The sequence below is a fragment of the Kribbella jiaozuonensis genome (assembly GCF_005233875.1).
Taxonomy (GTDB): domain Bacteria; phylum Actinomycetota; class Actinomycetes; order Propionibacteriales; family Kribbellaceae; genus Kribbella; species Kribbella jiaozuonensis.
This window is the reverse complement of the sequence record NZ_SZPZ01000001.1, coordinates 466,697-483,784: the sequence shown is the minus strand read 5'-3', so window position 1 is coordinate 483,784 and position 17,088 is coordinate 466,697. Positions and strand designations below refer to the sequence as shown.

At 64.1% G+C, this 17,088-nt stretch carries 22 protein-coding genes; 12 read left to right on the top strand and 10 right to left on the bottom strand.

Annotated features, from left to right (window positions below; all coding sequences use genetic code 11):
• Window positions 1–111: 111 nt before the first annotated feature.
• Window positions 112–1,035 (bottom strand): hypothetical protein, encoded by a 924-nt coding sequence (locus tag FDA38_RS02285; RefSeq protein WP_137252396.1) that lies wholly within the window; start codon window positions 1,033–1,035, stop codon window positions 112–114.
• A gap of 63 nt (window positions 1,036–1,098) precedes the next feature.
• Entirely contained in the window at window positions 1,099–1,518 is a 420-nt protein-coding gene (locus FDA38_RS02280; protein WP_137252395.1) for a MarR family winged helix-turn-helix transcriptional regulator, read from the bottom strand.
• Between the two features lie 52 nt (window positions 1,519–1,570).
• Between FDA38_RS02280 and FDA38_RS02275 the strand changes: the two genes are divergently transcribed.
• Window positions 1,571–2,164 carry a TIGR03086 family metal-binding protein gene (locus FDA38_RS02275; RefSeq protein ID WP_137252394.1) on the top strand — a complete coding sequence of 198 codons (594 nt, stop codon included), beginning with the start codon at window positions 1,571–1,573 and terminating at the stop codon, window positions 2,162–2,164.
• Between the two features lie 4 nt (window positions 2,165–2,168).
• Here the strand turns inward: FDA38_RS02275 and FDA38_RS02270 are convergent, their stop codons facing one another.
• Window positions 2,169–2,624, bottom strand: coding sequence for a VOC family protein (locus FDA38_RS02270; RefSeq protein ID WP_233714473.1), 456 nt, complete (start codon window positions 2,622–2,624; stop codon window positions 2,169–2,171).
• Window positions 2,625–2,683: 59 nt separating this feature from the next.
• Window positions 2,684–3,067, bottom strand: coding sequence for a nuclear transport factor 2 family protein (locus tag FDA38_RS02265; RefSeq protein WP_233714472.1), 384 nt, complete (start codon window positions 3,065–3,067; stop codon window positions 2,684–2,686).
• Window positions 3,068–3,201: 134 nt separating this feature from the next.
• Between FDA38_RS02265 and FDA38_RS02260 the strand changes: the two genes are divergently transcribed.
• Complete coding sequence (locus FDA38_RS02260) at window positions 3,202–3,924, top strand: GNAT family N-acetyltransferase (protein ID WP_137252392.1); 723 nt, start codon at window positions 3,202–3,204, stop codon at window positions 3,922–3,924.
• On the top strand, window positions 3,921–4,379 hold the full coding sequence (locus tag FDA38_RS02255) for an LmrA/YxaF family transcription factor (protein WP_137252391.1): 459 nt from the start codon (window positions 3,921–3,923) through the stop codon (window positions 4,377–4,379). The genes FDA38_RS02260 and FDA38_RS02255 overlap by 4 nt, the downstream gene beginning before the upstream one ends.
• Here FDA38_RS02255 and FDA38_RS02250 read toward each other — a convergent pair.
• Window positions 4,347–4,982, bottom strand: coding sequence for a TetR/AcrR family transcriptional regulator (locus tag FDA38_RS02250; protein ID WP_202877529.1), 636 nt, complete (start codon window positions 4,980–4,982; stop codon window positions 4,347–4,349). The two genes, FDA38_RS02255 and FDA38_RS02250, sit on opposite strands and share 33 nt — an antisense overlap.
• 103 nt (window positions 4,983–5,085) lie before the next feature.
• Between FDA38_RS02250 and FDA38_RS02245 the strand changes: the two genes are divergently transcribed.
• From FDA38_RS02245 to FDA38_RS02235, 3 genes are all read left to right on the top strand, one after another.
• Entirely contained in the window at window positions 5,086–5,439 is a 354-nt protein-coding gene (locus FDA38_RS02245) for a GNAT family N-acetyltransferase (RefSeq protein ID WP_170989561.1), read from the top strand.
• A gap of 70 nt (window positions 5,440–5,509) precedes the next feature.
• Window positions 5,510–6,427 (top strand): NADP-dependent oxidoreductase, encoded by a 918-nt coding sequence (locus FDA38_RS02240; protein ID WP_137252388.1) that lies wholly within the window; start codon window positions 5,510–5,512, stop codon window positions 6,425–6,427.
• 11 nt (window positions 6,428–6,438) lie between these two features.
• Window positions 6,439–6,741 (top strand): DUF427 domain-containing protein, encoded by a 303-nt coding sequence (locus FDA38_RS02235; RefSeq protein WP_137254078.1) that lies wholly within the window; start codon window positions 6,439–6,441, stop codon window positions 6,739–6,741.
• On the opposite strand, the gene FDA38_RS02230 is transcribed toward FDA38_RS02235, so the two are convergent.
• Both FDA38_RS02230 and FDA38_RS02225 read right to left on the bottom strand, forming a co-directional pair.
• Window positions 6,742–7,101 (bottom strand): hypothetical protein, encoded by a 360-nt coding sequence (locus FDA38_RS02230; RefSeq protein ID WP_137252387.1) that lies wholly within the window; start codon window positions 7,099–7,101, stop codon window positions 6,742–6,744.
• 190 nt (window positions 7,102–7,291) lie between these two features.
• Window positions 7,292–7,951 carry a TetR/AcrR family transcriptional regulator gene (locus FDA38_RS02225; protein WP_137252386.1) on the bottom strand — a complete coding sequence of 220 codons (660 nt, stop codon included), beginning with the start codon at window positions 7,949–7,951 and terminating at the stop codon, window positions 7,292–7,294.
• A gap of 23 nt (window positions 7,952–7,974) precedes the next feature.
• Here FDA38_RS02225 and FDA38_RS02220 point away from each other — a divergent pair, with 23 nt between their 5' ends.
• Complete coding sequence (locus FDA38_RS02220; RefSeq protein WP_202877527.1) at window positions 7,975–8,460, top strand: VOC family protein; 486 nt, start codon at window positions 7,975–7,977, stop codon at window positions 8,458–8,460.
• Window positions 8,457–9,488, top strand: a complete 1,032-nt coding sequence (locus FDA38_RS02215; RefSeq protein WP_137252385.1) for an aldo/keto reductase — start codon at window positions 8,457–8,459, stop codon at window positions 9,486–9,488. Before FDA38_RS02220 ends, FDA38_RS02215 begins: the two co-directional genes overlap by 4 nt.
• A gap of 662 nt (window positions 9,489–10,150) precedes the next feature.
• Here the strand turns inward: FDA38_RS02215 and dbpB (FDA38_RS02210) are convergent.
• The 3 genes from dbpB (FDA38_RS02210) to dbpB (FDA38_RS02200) are packed head-to-tail and all read right to left on the bottom strand — an operon-like array spanning window position 10,151 to window position 13,612.
• Entirely contained in the window at window positions 10,151–11,254 is a 1,104-nt protein-coding gene (gene dbpB / locus FDA38_RS02210) for a DGQHR domain-containing protein DpdB (protein WP_137252384.1), read from the bottom strand.
• Window positions 11,247–12,479, bottom strand: coding sequence for a tRNA-guanine transglycosylase DpdA (gene dpdA, locus FDA38_RS02205; RefSeq protein ID WP_137252383.1), 1,233 nt, complete (start codon window positions 12,477–12,479; stop codon window positions 11,247–11,249). The genes dbpB (FDA38_RS02210) and dpdA overlap by 8 nt, the downstream gene beginning before the upstream one ends.
• Entirely contained in the window at window positions 12,476–13,612 is a 1,137-nt protein-coding gene (gene dbpB, locus FDA38_RS02200; protein ID WP_137252382.1) for a DGQHR domain-containing protein DpdB, read from the bottom strand. Before dbpB (FDA38_RS02200) ends, dpdA begins: the two co-directional genes overlap by 4 nt.
• A 970-nt stretch (window positions 13,613–14,582) precedes the next feature.
• Here dbpB (FDA38_RS02200) and queC point away from each other — a divergent pair.
• Genes queC through folE2 form a run of 4 tightly spaced genes read left to right on the top strand, consistent with a single transcriptional unit; the run spans window position 14,583 to window position 17,082 of the window.
• Entirely contained in the window at window positions 14,583–15,281 is a 699-nt protein-coding gene (gene queC / locus FDA38_RS02195; RefSeq protein WP_137252381.1) for a 7-cyano-7-deazaguanine synthase QueC, read from the top strand.
• Window positions 15,278–15,913: a 7-carboxy-7-deazaguanine synthase gene (gene queE, locus FDA38_RS02190; RefSeq protein WP_137252380.1), complete on the top strand. Its 636-nt coding sequence runs from the start codon at window positions 15,278–15,280 to the stop codon at window positions 15,911–15,913. Before queC ends, queE begins: the two co-directional genes overlap by 4 nt.
• Entirely contained in the window at window positions 15,910–16,278 is a 369-nt protein-coding gene (gene queD / locus FDA38_RS02185; protein ID WP_137252379.1) for a 6-carboxytetrahydropterin synthase QueD, read from the top strand. Before queE ends, queD begins: the two co-directional genes overlap by 4 nt.
• Before the next feature lie 3 nt (window positions 16,279–16,281).
• Window positions 16,282–17,082, top strand: coding sequence for a GTP cyclohydrolase FolE2 (gene folE2, locus FDA38_RS02180; protein ID WP_137252378.1), 801 nt, complete (start codon window positions 16,282–16,284; stop codon window positions 17,080–17,082).
• The last annotated feature ends 6 nt before the right edge of the window (window positions 17,083–17,088 follow it).

The following is a 17,088-nucleotide window of genomic DNA, read 5'->3' as shown; positions in this document are numbered from 1 at the left end:
ATTCTGCACAGGAAGCAAAGCACCTGTCTGGTGCACGGTGAAATAGGCAAAGGCCATCGACCCCGAGCAGAGCAGCGCGGCCGCACCGTGGGTGGCGAACGGGAACCTGGTTCAACTGTGTGTGACTTGAAGATCACACTCCGAATCGAATGCCTTCCGGGTCGCGAATTGGTACCCGCGGGTGGCGAGGACGAGACCGGCGCCCCAGACGACGTACGCCGGCACCGCCACCCAGAAGAACGCGTCCGGCAGGCCGACATCGTCGTACGGCGGTTTGCCCTGCGCCACGGCGACGATCATCTGGATCAACCCGACCCCGAAGTACGCCGTCATGCCGACGCCGATCACGAAGCCCGGAGTGAGCAGCATCCACCGCGGGAACCGCCGGCCGATCGGATGCACCAGCAGGAACGGCAACAGCGTGCCGACAAGCAGGAAGCCGCCTTCGAAGAGGATGAGCGACAAGTTCCCGCCGTACGGCGTCGTGCCAAACCCAACCACCGCCTGCGCCGCCAGCCGCGTAAGACACCCACCCACCGCAAGCCACGCACCGACCCTCGCGACCCACCCCGGCCAAGGCCTCGCCGCCGGTTGCTGCGCCTTCGCCGTCACGCCCAACAGCACCGCACCAAGAATCGCCCCCAACCGACACCCCATCCCCCACAAATCAAACGGAATCCCCAACCCCGGCAACACCCCCGCAACCAGGTCAAGCAAGATGAACGCCGCCGCCCCAACCCACCCAACAGCCAACCCCCACAACAACCACCCATCCCAAACCCCACCCCGCCGCGCATCCACCGCCCGCGGCACGTGCTCCGGCGACCCCACCAGCTCCTGCTTCCCCTCCCGCACGCGAGGTCCCGGCCGGCTCACGATTGCGGCTAGGGCTGTGATGGCGCAGCCGGCGACGGCTATCCAGTTCGGGATGAGGAGGTCGTTGCCCGGCAGCTTCCACGCCGGCGCATGGCCGGTTGCGAACCAGATGCGCAGACCGCCGTACGCCACCGCCCACGCAACCACCGCTCGCCTCATGCACCCAGTCTGTTGAGCACACCCGGCGACCGGATCACCCGCGGGAGGGACCGGCCTCCACCGTCAGCGTGAAGCGTGCAACTGCTGCAGGAGCCGGATGAACGTCTTCCGATCCGGCACCGGAAGACCCTCGAGCACCTGCACCTCTTTCACCTGGATCCCCCGGCGAACAGCCCGACGAACCCGACGCCCCTCAGCCGTGATCGACAGCAGCCGCACCCGACGATCATCAGGATCCGGAGTGCGCTCGATCAGCCCAGCCTTCTGTAGCTCATCAAGCGTGCCGATGATCCGCGACTTGTCCGCCCCGATCGCCTCCGCCAGCGCGGCCTGAGTACGCACCGGAGTGTCATCAAGCGCAGTGAGGACCGAATACCCCCACATCGACACCTCATGAGCAGCAAGCACCGGCAGCTCGAGCGCGATCAGTTCCCGCACCAGCGGGTACAGCATCGCAGCCAGATCGGGGCGCTCGGTTGCCATGGCTAAAAAGGTAGCACTGGCGCAATCATATGCATGGGCTTACGATAAGCACATGCCTACCATTGACTACATCGCACTGGACGCCGAAGCCGTCCGCACCAGCATCGACCTGGTCACCACCGTCACCGACACCGACCTGCCCAAGCCCACCCCATGCCGCGCCTGGACCCTGTACGGCCTGCTCGCCCACATGGCCACCCAGCACTACGGTTTCGCCGCCGCCTCCCGCGGCGAGTCCGACCCCACGATCTGGAAGCTCCTCGACCTCGGCGACGACCCGGTCAAGGCGTACGTCGAGTCCGCCGAGCACGTCCTCGACGCCTTCGCCCAGCCCGGTGTCGCGGAGCGAACCTTCCCGCTGGCCGAGTTCGGACCCAACGCATCCTTCCCGGGAGCGCAGGCTGTCAGCTTCCACTTCATCGACTACATCGTCCACAGCTGGGACGTCGCAAAGTCCCTCGGCAAGACGGTGACGTTCGCACCAGCCACACTCGAGGCCGCTACAACAGTCGCCCAGATCGTGCCCAGCGGCGACGTCCGCCGCGCTCCAGGCACGCCGTTCGCCGCAGACATCCCGTGGTCCGGCGACGACCCCCTCGACCGCATCGTCGCCTACCTCGGCCGCAACCCCAACTGGCCGAACTAGACGATCAGTTGATGTCGAACTCGTTGCCTTCCGGGTCCTTCATGCCGACCGCGTAGTGGTCAAGCCCTTCTTCGAACGCCCCGGTGATGGTCGCACCCAACCCCGCCAACCTGGCCGCCTCAGCATCAACACGCTGAATCCGCGCCTCGATCGGGTCCGACCACTCACCGCTGGCGTGGATGTCGAGGTGCAACCGGTTCTTGACCACCTTGCCCTCCGACACCACGTGGAACCAGATATCCGGCCCACGCCCCTGCGGATCGCTGATCCGATCCACACCGTCGACCAGCTCGCTCTCCGGCACCCCTAACCGCCGGTAGAAATCCTGCCAGGTCGCGAACCCGTCCGGCGCCGGCGCGAACTCGTACCGCAACGCCGCAGCCCAGAACCGCGCGAGCACATCAGCCTCAGCACAGTCGACCACCAACTGAAACTCCGCGCCCATCAACTTCTCCTCCACGCCGGCGACCCTTCACCACCAGCGTGCCCGAGCCCACCGACAATTCGGTCTGCCCAGCCCTACAACCAGATGTGCTCCTCGGCGATCGCGCCGTCGCGCCACTTCGCGATGGTGACCATCCGGCCGCCGCCTTCGAACTCGCCGACCACGCAGGTCCAGTCCCCGGAGCCGAACATGATCGGATGCGAGGCGACCTGCACCGGCGTACCGCCGTTGGACTCGACCAGCGCCTCCATCGCCTCGATGTGCTCCTTCAGACCACGGGTCGTCGGTTGCCCCGAGAGCTCGACGACCACATCGTCGGTGTGGCACCGCGCGAACGCGCCATGCCAGTCAGCCCGGTTCCACCCGTGGAAGTCGAGCTCATCCATTCCCTTGAGGTTGCGGCTCACCTCGTCCTCGGCCATGACGAAGGCCTCCTTCCGGGACCTGGTCCCGATCATTTGCACGTCACCCACAACGACAGAACAGGGCGACGCGATGTGACATCCACCCGCCTTGGCGTCCTCGCCGGCGGCGCGCTACATTGACTGAAGTGGACCATATAGTCCATCTAGGAACGCACGAGGACGTAGCGATGACTGATCAGGTTCTTCCGCCCGACGGAACGGGCTTCTACCTCGCCGGCGGCGAGCTCACGGTGGCCGGCCTGGACGAGATGGACGGCGGCACCGTCGACATCAGCGTGACCGCGCGCCTGCTCGGCGGCCTCGATGTCACGCTGGCAAGCCGGAGTACCGCACGTCTGGGCGAGCGAACAGTCCTGCCGCTGCAGACCCGGCCGATGATGCTCAGCTCCCTTCCGAGCAGCGTACGAGTACAACTGCGCGCAGCCTCCACCGAAGCCGACTGGCGACTCGTCCTGCACTTCCGCAATCACGCCGGCACGAGCCTCACCTGGAACGCAGAGGTTCCCACCGAAGCGTTCGATGCGGGCTGGCAGGCACCCTTGGCCGAGCTCCTGACCATCGACTGCGCAGTCGACGCCCCGGCGCCGCAGTCTCCGACGACGGCCGTGGTCCACCACCCGAGCGACGAGTACTACGAACTCCTCGTCGACGGCCGTCAGGCGGGGCTCCTCGTCTATCACGTGATCGGCTCGCACCTGTCGATCACGCACACCATGATCGAGCCGACGTACCGCGGACGAGGACTTTCGTGGGCGCTGGTCGGCGGCGCGCTCGACGACATCCGCACGAAGTACCCAACCGTGTCGAACTACTGCCCGGTCGTCAGCCGATTCGTCGACAAGAACCCGCAGTACGGCGATCTGCTCGCCGAGCCGCGGCCGGCACCATGAATCTGGCTGCGATCGAGGACCGGTCACGATCCGTTCTGGCCCGCGAGGAAGCCCGCCTGGCAGGCGTGCGAGACCTCCGTGGATTGCGGCGCTGGCGCGACTCGCTCGTCGAGGCGAATACGCTGCAGGACGACTCCTACGGATGCGAGCTTCGCACGCTACGCGCCCAACTGCCCGACGACGAACGATCGCGCGCAGTACTGGCCTTGGCATTCGAGAGCTGGCATCAGCTGCTCATCGAGACACTGGCACGGCTGCGCGACCTCGGAGTACTCACCAACGACGCCGACCCGCAGAAACTCGGGACCGGTCTGCTGGCCGCTCTGCAAGGCGGATACGTCCTCGCTCAGAACGCGCAGAACTCGCAGCCTATGGCCGACGCGTTGGACATGGCCCTGGACCGCATCGAGGCCTTCGCCAATTTACTTCGTGAGGAACGACCGAATGTGGTCTAGCGCCATGTCGAGCGCGGTCTCCATCGGCGTGATGTCATGCTGCGTCTCGGCGAGAAGATACCCACCTTGCAGCGCCGCCATCAGGCCTACCGCGAGCTTGTCGGGGTCGGCTGATTTGCTGAGTGAGCCGCCGTCCTGCATTCGTCTGAGTCCGGCCGCGATCAAGCCCGTCCACTCCGCGAAGGCCTCGGCCAGCGTCCTGCGGGCTTCGTCGTCCTGATCGGACAGTTCGCTTGCCATGGAGCCGAGCGCGCACCCGTACGCACCGTTCTGCAGGGCGTTGCGTTGGACCAAAGCGTCCCGCCAGCGCTGCAGACCGCGAAACGAGCGGAGCCGCTCGAGGTACCCCTGCTCACGCTCGAGGACCTGGCCGGCGCGCCGCGAGACAACCGCCCGGACCAATTGGTCCTTGTCGGCGAAGTGCTGGTACAGCTGCGACTTGCTCGTACTGCTTGCCGCCCGGACGTCGTCGAGGGTGGTTGCATTGACGCCCTTCACGTACATCAGGTCCGCGGCCGCATCGACGATTCGCGCCCGTGTCGCCAGGCCGCGCGCCGTCAACTGACGGGGCGGCGCTTCCGGCGCGCTTCTCGATCGAGTCACGATCCAACGGTACCGGTCCGGCCCCCGACTCCGCGTCAGCTGGGCTGCAGCGTACTCTGATTTTGGACGATATAGTCCAATCAGAGACGAAAGGTACGGCACGTTGAGCACAGGGCTGCAGATCAGGAACAACGCCACCGACGGCGCATTCGAGGCCGTCATCGACGGCGAGGTTGTCGGCCGAGTCGGATACCGGCTGCGCCAGGAGCGCGTCGTACTCACCCACACCGAGGTCGACGAGGCTCATCGCGGCAAGGGCATCGCGAACCAACTGGTCCAGGCCGCCCTCGACGATGCCTTCGCGGCCGGACGGAGCGTGACGAACTTCTGCCCGTTCATCGCCGACTACATCGCGGACCACCCGTCGTACAGGACGCTCGTCGACCCCGAGCACCCGGGCGGCGCGGCAGTCCCGGACCGGGCTCCGCGCAGCGATGTGGTGCACGACGCTTCGTGACGCCATTGTCGGCGGAACGGACCCAGTACTACTGTGGACGAATTGGTCCAATAACAACCGGAGGTATCTGATGAAGGCGATCGTGGTGACGGATGAGGCTGCGGGAACGGCCGGGATGACGCTGACCGAGCGTCCGGAGCCGTCGGCGGCGATCAATGACGTCATTGTCGAGGTCCATGCGTCGGGATACGTCCCGACCGAGGTGACGTGGCCCTCGACCTGGACTGATCGCGCGGGCCGCGACCGCACACCGTCGATCCCTGGCCACGAGCTGGCCGGAGTGGTCACGGCTCTCGGCTACGGTACGACGGGGTTGTCGGTCGGCCAGCGGGTGTTCGGGCTCGCGGACTGGCATCGCGACGGCACGCTGGCGGAGTACGTCGCCATGGAGGCCCGCAACCTCGCGCCGCTGCCGGGCGACGTCGACTTCACGGTCGGCGCCAGCCTGCCGATCTCCGGCCTCACCGCGTGGCAGGGGCTGTTCCAGCACGGCCGCCTTCAGTCGGGGCAGAGCGTGCTGGTGCATGGCGCTGCCGGCGCCGTCGGGTCGATGGTGGCGCAGCTCGCCAATGAATTCGGCGGGTACGTCATCGGCACCGGCCGCGCCTCCGACCGTCAGGCCGCGCTCGACTTCGGCGCGCAGGAGTTCGTTGACCTGGACAACGATTCGTTGAAGGACATCGGCGGCGTCGACCTGGTGTTCGACGTGATCGGCGGCGACATCCAGCAGCAGTCCGCAACCCTGGTCCGCCCCGGCGGAATCCTGGTCACCATCGTCGGCCCACCCGAGGCCCGCCCCGCAGACGGCCTGGCAATCGACTTTGTAGTAGAAGCCGACCGCACCCAACTAACCGAAATCGTCCAACGAGTCCGCGACGGCCGCCTGAAGACAAACCTCGGCACCATCGCCACCCTCGACGACGCCGTCGCCGCCTTCAACCCCACCGAACGAACCAAGGGCAAAACCATCATCCGCGTCCGCCCGTAAGGAGACCCGCCATCAAAGCCGTCGCCGGCGAAACCCTCCTCGCAGAGGCCCCCGCCAACGAAATCGTCGTAATAGAAGGCCACCACTACTTCCCCCAGGCCTCCCTGACCATCGGCGTACTCCGCCCCTCCCCCAAGCCCTACACCTGCCCCTGGAAAGGCCGCGCCGAGTACTTCGACGTCACCACCCCAAGCCGCACCCTCTCCGACGCGGCATGGACCTACCCGTCCCCCAAACACTCCGCCATAGAACACGTAGGCCACGACTTCACCGGCTACATAGCCTTCGACCCCCACCAGGTAACCGTCAGCTGATCACCGCGGCAGCGCGAGGAGCGCCACGAGGAACAGGATGAAGGCGGACCAGGTTGTCGCCAGCTGGAGCCAGTTGATGGTGAAGTAGCGCTGCCGGTCCGCCTCCCAGCTCGCCGGTAGCGCGTCGGGGTCCCAGGACAGGATCACCTTGTACTGCGGGGTTTTCCAGACGTTCGAGACGATGTACACGCCGATGAGCACGATGACAAGACCGATCGCGGTCAGCACGAACGACGCCGAGCCGGGATCGTCCCGAAGCAGGACGAGCGCGACGATCGGCCCGATACCCATCCCGAGCGACCAGGCGTAATTGAACACCTTGCCCCACCCGTTGTCGGCGTACTGCAGAAACGTCTCCATAAACCCCCGAAACTCCCGGCCACCCATAGACGCCTGCACCGGCCGCAAGATCAAACACAACCCACCCAAAAACCCCGCCGCCAGCCCCGAAAAGAACGAGGCCCCCACAAGCACCCACTCCACCGCCATCCCGCGCCTCCCCACCCGAAATCGCCAGACACGAGCAGTGTCGGCCTCGTGTGGCCGGCTGTCACCCTCTGGGATCCCGATGATCGGGCACCGCGTCGCCGTACAGGATCGAGGTCCAGGCGGTGGTGAGGGTTTCGATCAGCACTTCCTCGTCGTCGAACGGCGGAACCGATGCTGCGGCGAGGTAGTAGAGGCGTTCTCCCATCCAGGTCAGTGATGCGGCAGCGGCGCGTGCACGCGTGGAGCCGAGTCGCCGGCCGGCGACCGGGTCGGACTCGATACGTGCGGTGGCGGCCTCGGTGAACAGGTTCATCTGCTCGAGCCACAACTCTCGAAGCCCTTCGTCCGATCCCCAACTCTCGACAATGGCCATCAGAACGCCGGCATTGTCGCGCCACAGCCGGGCCCCATCGGTCACACCGGATCGAAGCGCGGTGACCGGATCCTGCTCCCGATCGGTCCAGGGGCGCGCTGCCTGCTGTCCCTGCGCGACCGCCTCGCGCACGAGGTCAGCGAGCACTGCCTGTTTGCTCGGGAAATAGAAGTAGAAGCTGGCCCTGGATACACCGGCAGCGTCGAGGATGTCGGCCACGCTGAGAGTGTCGAAGCGCCGCTCCCGCAGCAACTCGCGCGTCGCGGACAAGATTCGCTCCCGCAACTCCGCGGAGGCCGGGGCCGCTGCGGATCGACGGGCAGAGCCCGCAGTGCGTCTGGAAGGCATGCGCGTCATCATAGTGTCCGGACATGGTGTATAGACACTGTGACCAGACACTATGTATGGTCACAGCCGTGATAGCGATTCATTTGGTCGTCAACGATCCAGATCAGGCCGCGTCCTGGTACACCGAGGTATTGGGCGCAGAAGAGACGAGCCGCCTCACCCTCCCCGATGGCCGGACGCTGACCGTGGAACTCCTCCTCGACAACACGAGCCTGGCGGTGGCGGGAGAAATGCCCGACCGCGGCCTGCGCACCCCCGCAGCGCTCGGCGGTTCGCCGGCCGCGCTGCACCTTCAGGTCTCCGACATCGACTCCGCGTGGGCTCGCGCGTTGCAGGCGGGAGCCACGGTCTTCGAGCCTGTCCACGATGCCTTCTGGGGAGATCGCACCGGCCAGTTCCTGGATCCGTCCGGGCATCGTTGGGCGTTGGATCAACACGTGCGGGACGTGCCGTCCGAGGAGATTGCCGCCCTGGCCGCTCAGCTGTTCAGTGGATCGGCAACCCGATGAGATACCGCACCCTGGGTACCAGCGGTCTTCGAATCTCCGAGCTGATCCTGGGCGCGATGACGTTCGGAGAACAGGGCGGCGTCGGCGCACCGATCGCAGAATGCCGACGCATGCTGGACCTGTACGCCGAGGCGGGCGGCAACATGATCGACACCGCCGTCAACTACCGCGACGGGGCCAGCGAAGAGTTCGTCGGCGAACTTCTGTCCGGCCGTCGCGAGTCGTTCGTGCTCGGAACGAAGTACACCGTCTCCCGCGACCGCACCGACCCCAACGCCGCCGGGAACCACCGTAAGAACCTGCGTGCATCGCTGGAGACCAGCCTGCGCCGACTGCGCACCGATTACCTGGATCTGTACTGGGTGCACATGTGGGACCGTTCCACGCCGCTCGAGGAGACCATGCGGGCGCTGGACGACGCAGTACAGGCCGGCAAGGTCCTGTACGTCGGAATCTCGGATGCACCGGCCTGGGTCGTGGCCCGCGCCAATACCTTGGCCGAGTGGCGCGGCTGGAGCCCGTTCGTCGGACTGCAAGTTCCCTACAACCTGCTCCAGCGCGACATCGAACGCGAGCTGCTGCCCATGGCCGAGTCGCTAGGCCTCGGCATCACCACGTGGAGCCCGCTGGCCGGCGGAGTACTGTCCGGCAAATACAGCGGCCGCGAGCCAGCCGCTGGACGACTACCCCCGGAATCCCTTTCGGCCAGGGATCATGCCGTTGCCCGGGTAGTGCAAGACGTCGCCGACGAACTCGGTACGACGTCCTCCCAGGTAGCAATCGCCTGGACGGCCAGCCGCTCCCCACTGATCCATCCCATCATCGGAGCGCGCACCGCCGACCAGCTCAGCGCCAACCTCTCCGCCGTCGAACTCACCCTTCCGCCCGAGAGCATCGCGCGGCTGAACGAGGCCAGCGCGTTCCCCCTCGGGTTCCCGAACGACTTCATCGCCCAAACATCCTCATGGGTCTTCGGCGCAGCCCTCATCGCCCCACCGCCGACCACGACACCAGCCGTCACCCACTGAAGTTGGGGCGGCAGTCCTCGAGGGCAGGGAGCGATCGATCCGTGCCGATCACGGCGTACGCGCGACCGCTCGTCGGCGCGGCAGACGACCTGCTCGGCCTTCCGATCGGCCTCGGGGCTGGCATACACGAGGGCTCCGGCTGCGTCGTACCCGCGAACGACGTACGGGCGTCGGCTGCCGTCGGTCGGCGACTTGCTCGCCGGCACGGACTCGACCGGCCTGCCGCCGATCGGGGTGACGGCGAGACGCACGACCGGCTTCACGTAGGCGCCGGTCACCCAGCGGGCGACGCTGAACAAGGCTCAGAGGCCAAAATGGTGGGTAAGTGGTGGGTCGAGAGGGTGGCCACCGCAGCCATACGTGCCCTGACCTGGGTGTTTGGCAGGCCCCGTGGGACTCGAACCCACAACCCGCGGAGCCTGATGTGAATCAGCTCATCGTTTGTCATCAATTGCCAAACCTACCCGTGACCTGCGAATTCTCCCCACCGGGCTGCGCACCGGTGCTCGTGCATCGTCATTGCTTTCCGTTGACTAGGCTGAGTAAACGCGGTACCTCAACTCCGGCCCGGCAGGAGTAGCGCAACCGCGGCACGTCGACGAGATCCGGTCATGGCTGAGGGTTTGCCCTGGCCTACCGCGGTCAGGTAGCAGGCGGCCACATCACTTAACAGCACGCAGGAGGTGGCTCGTCAGCAAGCGGACGTCGTTGGGCGTGTTCTGGATGCCATTCCATCGCCGGGTTTGGTCCGGTCCGAAGTCCCATGCTCCGGACGTCCATGCGCAGTGCTCACGAAGTTCCGCAACCTTCGATTCAAGCTTGAGACGCGACAGTTTGCGCGTCGGAACGCCATCCGTGAGGGCGTCCATGACATAGCCCATGGCCTGGATGCCCGCTCCATGGGTGAGTCTCGACTTCGTGGGAGGGAGCTCCCAAGCATCCGGAAATGTCACTTGAACGATAGTCCAGAAGTAGTTGAGATGCAGCACTATCTGATCGATGTCGCCAGTACCGTCCTCCGGGTTTCTGTATTGGTAGAGGGCACCGTCGTAGAGGCTGTTCTCGACCATCTTGAGAACGCTGTTCCCCTTGATGTAGCCGTTCGCCATCGTCGGGGTTGCGATTCGTGCTGCGAACGGCTCGCCGGCGGCCCGATCGCCGAAGTTCAGTCTCGCGAGGACCTGCGCCGGCAGTTGCTTTCGGGCGTACGCCGTCGGAAGCTGACCCTTTGTGTCAGGCAAGAGTTCATGGATCAAGCCCTTTGGGAGCGGCTTGGTGTTGTTGACCAGAATGAACTGTGACCGCTGTTCGGCTTCTCCGCGCGCAATGAAACCGACGGCGGCAACCGGGAACTCGGCCAGATCCGCATCTCTGATCGCCGCGCTTCGTTGCTGGCCATCGACAAGCCAGGCTGGCTTCGCTTCATCCGGGAGTGACTCGTCGACCGGGATCACGAGTTGCCCAACTGCGACGTAATCCACCGGGCTCTTCGAGCGGATCGGCTCGAAGGTAACGCGGTCGTCGAAGGCGAGCACGATCGCGTTCGGCAGCATCGCCCCGTCTGCTTCAAGATAGCGCCGGATCGCGCGGATATGACTCAAGACCTCAGGGCGCTGATACCCGCGTAGGTCGACGTCATCGCGATGGACTCTGCTGACGGTCGTGAAGTCGTGGATCCGCTTGCCATCGACCCCGAATGTGTAGATGAACTGTTCTCCCTGGCGGATCCGCAACGCGGGAAGCCGAATCTCGTACTGATCAGCCATCAGCATCTCCTCGTGTGGGCTTCAACGCACTCATCTGTTGCGCGAGCACTGACATGTTGTGAAAGCCCCGGCGCTTGTTGCGCTCGGTGCCGCGAAAGATCGCAATCTCGACTCCATGCTGCTGGCAGAGATTGCATGCGCACCGTGTCCAAGGCGCTGCTTCCAACGTTTCCTCATAGGCAGTCAGGTACGACTTCTTCGTTTGACACACTGACTCGTACGCCCCGAGCGCATCCAGGCACCCTATTCGCGAGGCCGTCGATCCGTCATACGACCGCAGTGCGGTCAAAGCCTCGCGTTCTGCGCCCATGGCCTCCCTCTGGCTGACCGATCCAGCGAGTATCGCGCGTTTCAGCGTTGGGTTGCCGTCGACCTGAGGCACTCTGATGGCGACATACGCGCGCTCTCTGGTGTGGTAGTTGTTTCGATCATCCATGAATGCTTGCCGGAAGGCTGAGGTGCTGTCGAAGCTGGTGACTCCCAGAGCAGCGAACTTGTCCATCGAGTCGACGCGCGTAATCCCGAGCAAGTGAAGTTCTGTCTCCGGCTTGAGTACGTCGAAAATCTGCGTAAGGCATGCCAGGATCTGGGCGGTCTTGAGCGGGACCATCCCACCCAGCGCAATCCGCTCGTATCCCATGTCCTGGAGGGCATGCACGCTGTCTGCAAAACTGGCAGGACTCCAACCCTGTGCGGCGCCAACTGGTCGCACGCTAGTGCGCCGTTCGCGAGTTGCGTTGATGAACTGCTCCGCGAGGCGGAGGGTCAACCGTCGCCGCTCTGCCCACTGAGAATCTACTTCGGACTCGCCCGCGCCGGGTTCATATCCGAAGATGATGTGATCAGTGCTGATGCCTGCATCGAACCCGCACTCGTCGTAGAAGTCGAGTGTTTGCTCAGCCGTGACCGGTGGCACTTCCTCGTCTACGTAGTTGAAGGCCCCGTTGTCGCCCAGCGTTTCAACGGCGTCCGGGAGACGAAAGAAGCGCCGGACCCCCATCCTGTAGATGCGTGCACGCTGTGCTGCCGAGTACTTGCCCGCGCCGTTGATGGAACCATCGACGATGGACTTACTGACCAAGATCCCGTGATACGGCGCCGACTCGAGTACTTCGTGCGCGTACCGGTCATCCCGTTGCCGGACGCGATGCGCGACGTACTCGTCTCGCATGAAATCGTAGGTCGGGCTCACGAGGTCCTGGCTATCTGGAAAGTAGAACTTCACCGTGGTCCCGTCCGCTCAGCTAGGTAGATCCGGACGAGATGGTTGGACAATGCACTGATGTGGCGGGGCGTGTTCTGAAGTTCGTCCCAAGCCAAGCCCAGATCCTCCCACGTTCCGCTAGTCCACCGACACCTTGACGCAATGAGTCGGAGCTCATCGGACGCGCGCTGCGTAGCCTGCGGATCATCGTCGCGCACGTGAGTCATCACGCGGTCCATTAGTCGTCCCATTGCACGGATTCCGACGCCATGCATGAGTCGACTCTGCGTCGCGGGCTTGTTCCAGGCGGACGGGAACGTCTCGCGTACCGCGGTCCAGTAGGCCAGAAGGAGACGCCGGATGCCCTGAGTGTCAGTAGTCCCTGTCGCGATGTTGCGGTAGGGGAACAGCACTCCCGACGGCGACTCGAGCGACTCTCGAATTGCTTCCACGAGGCTGGTATCGGTCACGTACGTGGATTTCTTGTCGTTGGAGGTGGTTGACGCACGTCGAATGATGCCTTGGAACGGCGACTCGCGATCCTGGTTGAGCATGTCAACAAGGGCCGAGGGCAGTTGCCGCGTCGCCATGCGCGCGGATGGGACGCGCGCAATCTCCGGAAGTAGCTCTGTAACGAGGCCTATCGGCAGAGGTTGGACAGTGTTGACTCGAAGGAACTGCTCGCGCTGAAGTTCGAGGCTTGGAGTGACGAATCCAGCGACTGGTACCGGCATTCGCCGATTCTTCGTCCGAGCGAGAGCTAGGCTGCGCTGCTGGCCGTCAACGATCCATGCCGGCCTCGGCCCTTCGGCGTCCGACGCGATCGGGATCTCCAGCGTTCCGGAAATCGCGAGCCCGTCGCTGGTCGACGGACCGCGGCTGGACTTGAACTTGACCTCAGGTGGCAACGCAAGGATGAGTCCGTTCGGGAACAGCGGATGCGCGGAGTCTAGGTAGTCCTGAATCTGCTTGACGTGCTTCCGCTTCTCGGGCCTCTGGTAGCCGATCAACTTGCCAGCTTCATCGCGGCTGATCCGTGCGACGTCTGCAACCAGATCCACCTCTTCAGCGGCGAGTGTGAAGAGGTACAACGGCGTGTCGTCACTCTGCAAGACCTTGAGCGCGCGCCGTTCCAGCCACTGCGGTTCGGTCATCGCTTCACAACCTCCGAAAAGAGTGTTGCGAACCTGCGTTGCTCGCAGGCCATCCCCGAGTTCCTCAGTGTCCCGAGGGCGCGTGTCTTTGAGACACCTGGTTCAAGTTTGGCCAGGTTCGCTATGAACTCACGCACAGCGTCGTCAGAGAGCGGCTTTCGATCGTATTGCTCCGTGTGTCTCTCGCGGCGGGACCACTCCTCCCACGCCAGGCGCGTTCGCTCGCCTGCGAGCGCCTGACCCTCCGCGATTTCTAGCCAACGAATGGCCATACGAACGTTAAGACTCATGACCGTGCCGCCAAGCGCGCGCCGCAGCCCACGATCAGCAGGGACGCGTACCTCATCGGGCACGTTAGATGAGCCGCCGAAGACGACTGCGGCGGCCCCAGGCTCAATCGACGTCAGCGTATGTGCGAGGACTCGCGAATAGGCCTCCGACAACACCCAGACAGATGGATGGCGGGCTTCTGGTGCGGCGGCGTGGGGAAGCCCCGACCACCACGTTCGCGCCTCGTTGACTGAGGGGGCGACAGAGTCTGCATGGCCGACGCTAAAAGTAGCGGCGTACGGCGGGGAGAGTTCGTCGATGCGACGGAGTCCAACGCCAGCAGACGCGACAAACACATCCGGGGCGTAGCCGGTGGAGCGGGCAGTCGCTATGAGGCGCTTCACCTGCGTCCATGACTCTCCAGAGTAGAGATCGGTCAGGCGCATGGTCGCTTGCTCTCGACTCAGCCGTCTACGCCACTCCCGGACCCTGGCCTGCACCGTCCCCTGAGGAAGGGTTCGGGCCGTGAGGGCAGGCTGCGCCGCAGTTACTTTGCGATCGGTGCAGGTGACCACGATCGTCAGTTTCTGTCGCGACATGACCCCTCAGGAAGAAAACTGTCGTCCAGTTGCAGGTACTGTAGGTTGCAGTTAAGCCTAGTGTGTATCTGCCAGAACGTACACGATTGAGAGGTGGGCTGATGAGCCAGAAGGCAGTGGTCCTGCTCAGCGGGGGCCTTGACTCGACCACAGTCCTCGCCATGGCGAAAGACCAAGGTTACGAAACCTACGCCCTGAGCTTCCGATACGGTCAGCGCCACGCGGTCGAACTCGAAGCGGCTCGCCGCGTTGCCCTCGCTGCTGGGGTGCAGCGGCACGTCGTGTGCGACATCGATCTGAGAGTGTTCGGCGGGTCCGCGCTGACGGCCGAGCTAGATGTGCCCAAGCACGATGCAACAGACGAGCTCGCTGAAAATGAGATCCCGATCACCTACGTACCGGCGCGCAACACAGTATTCCTGTCGTTCGCGCTCGCGTACGCGGAGGTTGTCGGCTCGACCGACATCTTCATCGGTGTCAGCGCTCTTGACTACTCGGGTTATCCCGATTGCCGTCCTGAGTACATCGCGGCTTATGAGCAGATGGCCAACCTTGCGACCCGGGCCGGCGTTGAAGGACAACGCCTCAGGATTCACACTCCCCTGATCGAGCTAACCAAGGCGCAAACCGTCGAGGTTGGTACCCGCCTCGGCGTTGACTACTCACTTACATCATCCTGTTATGACCCCGACGCCGACGGCCGTCCGTGCGGGCACTGCGACTCATGTCTGCTGCGTTTGAAGGGCTTCGCGGAGGCGGGCATGAAGGATCCGCTCCGTTACCAGGAGTCCGGCGCGTGACCTACAAGGTCAAGGAGATCTTCTACACCCTTCAGGGCGAGGGCACACATGCTGGGCGCCCAGCAGTGTTCTGCCGCTTCAGTTCCTGCAACCTCTGGACTGGACGCGAGAAGGACCGGGATCGCGCGATCTGCAAGTTCTGCGACACGGACTTCGTAGGCACCGACGGCGAAGGCGGCGGAAAATTCCGGGATGCCGACAGCCTGGCCGAGGCCATCTCATCAAAGTGGCCATCAGTCTCCGGCGGGCAGCCGATGGTCGTCTTCACCGGCGGTGAGCCACTACTGCAACTCGATGACGTCGCCGTCGAGGCCCTCAAGACTCGCGGGTTCTACGTTGCCGTCGAGACCAACGGAACCATCAACCCTCCGAATGGGATCGACTGGTTGTGCGTGAGCCCGAAGATCGGCTCGGAACTGGTAGTCCACAGGGGCCAGGAACTGAAGTTCGTCATACCTCAGGCCGACGTCGACCCGATCTCGTTCGAGCACCTCGACTTCACCAGTTTTCGAGTCCAGCCGATGGACGGACCTGACCTCGCGGTGAACACCGAACTCGCGGTCAAGTTCTGCATGGAGAACCCCCGCTGGCAACTCAGCCTACAGACCCACAAGTACCTAGGAATCCCGTGACCTACACAGCCGAGATCTATCGCGAGTTCACCTTCGAGGCCGCGCACCTACTACCGAACGTGCCGACGGGTCACAAGTGCGGACGGCTTCATGGCCACTCCTACCGGGTCGAGGTGCACCTCGTCGGGTCGGTCGGTGACGACACCGGTTGGGTGCAGGACTTCGGGGATCTCAAGGCGGCTTTCAAGCCGCTGGAAGCCCAACTCGACCACAACTTCCTCAACGAGGTCGAGGGACTGAAGAATCCGACCAGCGAAGTGCTCGCCAAGTGGATCTGGGACCGTCTTGTGTCCGAGTTGCCGAACCTCAGCGAGATCCGGGTCCGTGAGACCTGCACCTCAGGATGCGTGTACAGGGGAGCCTGAGCAATGCAGTTACCAGACATTCAAGACGAGCCAGATCGCCGCGGCATCGAACTCGACGAAGTCGGAGTCGCCGGAGTGCGCTATCCCGTCCACTTCACTGACGGAAGCACCGTGCAGGACGGTATCGCATCGATTGACGTCTCGGTTCGCCTGCCGGCTGATCGCCGCGGCACGCACATGAGCCGGATGCTCGAGTTGGTGCATGAGCACCTGCGGCACCTCGACCCCCGAGAGTTGCCCACAGCACTTAAAGCGGCCGCCAGTCGGCTAGACGTCGATAGTGTGCAGTTCGACGTCTCCCTGCCCATAGCCTTCGAGGTAGTTGCACCCGAGTCCGGTATCGCCTCATGGCAGGCCAGCGACGTCTCGCTGTCAGCCAAGTTCAACGAAGGTGATGTACTCGCGGAGACGACGGTCCGCACCGACGTAACAAGCCTCTGTCCATGCAGCAAAGCCATCAGCGATTACGGAGCCCACAATCAGCGAAGCCGAGTGGAGCTCACGGTCCTAGGGGCGTCAGACGATGCGTACCCTCTGCCAGTCAAACGCCTCTTCGAGATGATCCGCGAAGTTGGGTCGACTCCTGTCTTCCCGATCATCAAGCGCGTCGACGAGCGCGTGGTGACCATGCGCGCTCACGACAATCCTGCGTTCGTCGAAGACATGGCACGTGATCTCTCAGCGTCATGCCGAGAGATCGGAGTCGCTCACCGGGTTGCAGTTAGAAACTTCGAGAGCATTCACAGTCACGATGCCAGAGCCGCCGTTACGTGGCCTGTCAGACGGCTTGAGAGAGCCGTCTGACTGCTA

Bases quoted from the DNA above. Each gene is read 5' to 3' on its own strand.
- FDA38_RS02285 (WP_137252396.1), bottom strand. From the start codon at position 1,035: ATGAGGCGAGCGGTGGTTGCGTGGGCGGTGGCGTACGGCGGTCTGCGC.
- FDA38_RS02280 (WP_137252395.1), bottom strand. From the start codon at position 1,518: ATGGCAACCGAGCGCCCCGATCTGGCTGCGATGCTGTACCCGCTGGTG.
- FDA38_RS02275 (WP_137252394.1), top strand. From the start codon at position 1,571: ATGCCTACCATTGACTACATCGCACTGGACGCCGAAGCCGTCCGCACC.
- FDA38_RS02265 (WP_233714472.1), bottom strand. From the start codon at position 3,067: ATGATCGGGACCAGGTCCCGGAAGGAGGCCTTCGTCATGGCCGAGGAC.
- FDA38_RS02260 (WP_137252392.1), top strand. From the start codon at position 3,202: ATGACTGATCAGGTTCTTCCGCCCGACGGAACGGGCTTCTACCTCGCC.
- FDA38_RS02255 (WP_137252391.1), top strand. From the start codon at position 3,921: ATGAATCTGGCTGCGATCGAGGACCGGTCACGATCCGTTCTGGCCCGC.
- FDA38_RS02240 (WP_137252388.1), top strand. From the start codon at position 5,510: ATGAAGGCGATCGTGGTGACGGATGAGGCTGCGGGAACGGCCGGGATG.
- FDA38_RS02230 (WP_137252387.1), bottom strand. From the start codon at position 7,101: ATGGAGACGTTTCTGCAGTACGCCGACAACGGGTGGGGCAAGGTGTTC.
- FDA38_RS02225 (WP_137252386.1), bottom strand. From the start codon at position 7,951: ATGCCTTCCAGACGCACTGCGGGCTCTGCCCGTCGATCCGCAGCGGCC.
- FDA38_RS02220 (WP_202877527.1), top strand. From the start codon at position 7,975: ATGGTGTATAGACACTGTGACCAGACACTATGTATGGTCACAGCCGTG.
- FDA38_RS02215 (WP_137252385.1), top strand. From the start codon at position 8,457: ATGAGATACCGCACCCTGGGTACCAGCGGTCTTCGAATCTCCGAGCTG.
- dbpB (WP_137252384.1), bottom strand. From the start codon at position 11,254: ATGGCTGATCAGTACGAGATTCGGCTTCCCGCGTTGCGGATCCGCCAG.
- dbpB (WP_137252382.1), bottom strand. From the start codon at position 13,612: ATGACCGAACCGCAGTGGCTGGAACGGCGCGCGCTCAAGGTCTTGCAG.
- queC (WP_137252381.1), top strand. From the start codon at position 14,583: ATGAGCCAGAAGGCAGTGGTCCTGCTCAGCGGGGGCCTTGACTCGACC.
- folE2 (WP_137252378.1), top strand. From the start codon at position 16,282: ATGCAGTTACCAGACATTCAAGACGAGCCAGATCGCCGCGGCATCGAA.